This is a genomic window from Pseudomonas sp. UMAB-08, assembly GCF_900095225.1.
Classification (GTDB): domain Bacteria; phylum Pseudomonadota; class Gammaproteobacteria; order Pseudomonadales; family Pseudomonadaceae; genus Aquipseudomonas.
On the sequence record NZ_LT607414.1, the window covers coordinates 715,990 to 718,476 of the forward strand.

Genomic DNA, 2,487 nt, shown 5'->3' on the forward strand with positions numbered 1-2,487 from the left:
TGGCGTAAGCGCAGCATTACTTTGACATTACCGCATCAACGTCAATCGACGAATGGTGTGTTTTAAATCGAACCAGTACTCGCTTTTAGTCCTTCGCACCCTCGTAAAAATTTCTTTTAAATCAATTAAGTAAACGCCTGCACCAAAGCCTGTGAGACATCGCGCAGACGTACCCCCTGTTACTTCTGACAGGTTTCAGATGCGTCCGGGAGGGCTATAAGAGAGTTCGGCCCCGGTCAAAATCTGCCGGACAGAAAAGCCGCACGCGATAAGGATGAATGTGCAACCGCGTGCAGTCAGCACCATGGCCAAAGCCTCTCAAGGATAAGGAGCTTAGCGATGAATCGTCTCAACCAAAAACCTGCCACCCCCTCTATTGATTGTCAGTCGACGCAGGCGAAGGAAACGCCGTCCGTAAAACTGACGACCAAAGAACGGGAAACACTTGAGTGGATGGTCCTCGGAAAATCAGCGTGGGAAGTGTCCCGAATTCTGGGCAAATCAGAAGCGGCGGTGAATTTTCACCTGTGCAATATTCGGCGCAAGTTTGAGGTGACGTCGCTCAGATCGGCATTGGTCAAAGCGATTGAACAGGGGGTTATTTTGCTGCATTGAAGGGCAAGGCCAACAATCTTGTAGTCGAAGTAAGCACAGATTCCGACGGCACCGGGCTTTTCTTCGCTCAGTACCGTGCTTTTTTATCCCCTGCCAACAGCAGCATGTTTTCGCTTCATCCGCCCTGCTGTTCCGCCAACAGGTAATCGCTGCCGCGGACAAACGTGCTGTGTTGCTCCCCCCGGAGTTGATTGGCCAACTCACCCTCACGGTAGAAGCGCTGGTCCTGGCCGCTGTCGCCGGTGTAGCTGGACAGTTTATCAAGCGGGTCGTAACGGTATTGACTGTTGGCCGATGGACCGCTGACTTCAGTCAAGCGACCGAGCGCGTCGTAGCTAAGGGTGCGACCCTGCTCGTCGACGATCAAATTACCGTCAGGGTCATAGCTCAGTTCGATAATTTTTGGGGCGTAGTCGTCATGGCTGTTGACGATCTTGATCAATTGCGTGGGGTCGGTTTCAGCGTAGGTATAGGTGGCCCGGTTGCTGCCGCCCTCAAACGTAGTAAGTACGAGTGTCAGGTTATCCCGCGCGTCAAACCGGAACGACTGGCTGAGAATGCTTTTGCCATAGGGATCGACAGGCGGCTGACTACCTTTTTTGCAGGTGTAATTAGCCAAACGACCACGGGTGTCGTAACCGAACGTTTCATCGCGCAGCACTGCCGTGCCTTCTTCGAGGATTCGCGTCACCAGGGCATCGACCTCGTTGTAGCTCTGGGCCAAGGTCTGGGTCACATTGCTGAACTCAAAGGTGCGTTTTACCTCACGGCCCAGGTCGTCATACTCCAGATTGATGGTCACGCTTTGCGCACCGTCCACCGTTTTTATACTCTGCGTCTGGCCCTGCGCGTTATAGCTAAAGGTCGAAACGGTTTGACCGAGCGTGGTCTTGTTCAGCCGTCCGGCGGTGTCGTACTCGTAAAGCTGAGTCTGGCCGAGCACATCGGTATAAGCACGCAAGCGTCCACTCAAGCTGTAGCTGTAATGCATGTTATAGGTGTCGGCGCCCTGAGTACGCACTTCGCACATCAGCTCGCCGGTGCTGTAATACTCGCGGGTCAGTTGCTGGTCGAGTTCCGAACAATACAGCAGCCGGGCGTTGTGAGGATCGTAGGTGTAGTTGGCTGTGGTGTCGCTGGCAGGAATACGCCGAATCAACGGTACTTCTCCCAGCATCGGCAGATAGGTGTATTCAATCACTTGCGCACTGGCAGTGGTCACCGTCTTGGGCCGGGTTTGCCCCGATTCAAACGTAAATACCTGTTCTCTACCTCCAGAGATAGAACTGTACATACGGTCAAGTCCGTCGAAGGATTGCTCGCCCAGTACCCGATCATCGACGCTGATCAATGTCGGTAAGTCCCCGGTGCTGTGCAGGGCATATTCACGTATGACCACCGTTTTGTCAGGCAAGGTGCTTTCGACCATTCGGTCAAACGCATCGTAGCGGTACCCGGTGCTGTGGCCGAGCGCATCAATTTCTTCAACCGTACGCCCCAACCCGTCATAACGATAATACTGCTTGCCGATACTCTCGCCGATGCGGGTGAACCGTTCGACCGTCTCTGGTTTTTCAAACAGGTTGAGTTGGGTCACCGTGAGGTTGTACTTCTCCATGGAGGACTGGCTGGCTTGAGTCCATTCACGCTGGATCGGGCCGGAGGTACCGTCAATCAAGTCGGTTTCGCTGAACATCACCACCCCCTCAGGCGCGGTCTCACTGTCCTGCTGCCCCCAATCGTCGTAGCCAAAGGAGCGCTTGAGCGGCAAGTCTTCATCGCCCAGCCAGTCGTAATCGGTCTCGGCCAGCAACTGACCGCGCGCGTCATACTCGGCCTTGTACGTCTGACGAAACGCTCCGGCACTGGCGG

General features: G+C 54.5%; 1 protein-coding gene and 1 pseudogene. One reads left to right on the plus strand and one right to left on the minus strand.

Annotation, left to right across the window (positions count from 1 at the left end):
- Positions 1-339: 339 nt before the first annotated feature.
- Positions 340-615: a helix-turn-helix domain-containing protein gene (locus tag K0F75_RS03055; protein WP_219060317.1), complete on the plus strand. Its 276-nt coding sequence runs from the start codon at positions 340-342 to the stop codon at positions 613-615.
- Between the two features lie 115 nt (positions 616-730).
- Here the strand turns inward: K0F75_RS03055 and K0F75_RS03060 are convergent.
- Positions 731-2,487, minus strand: a pseudogene (locus tag K0F75_RS03060) (sugar-binding protein); the annotation flags it as partial.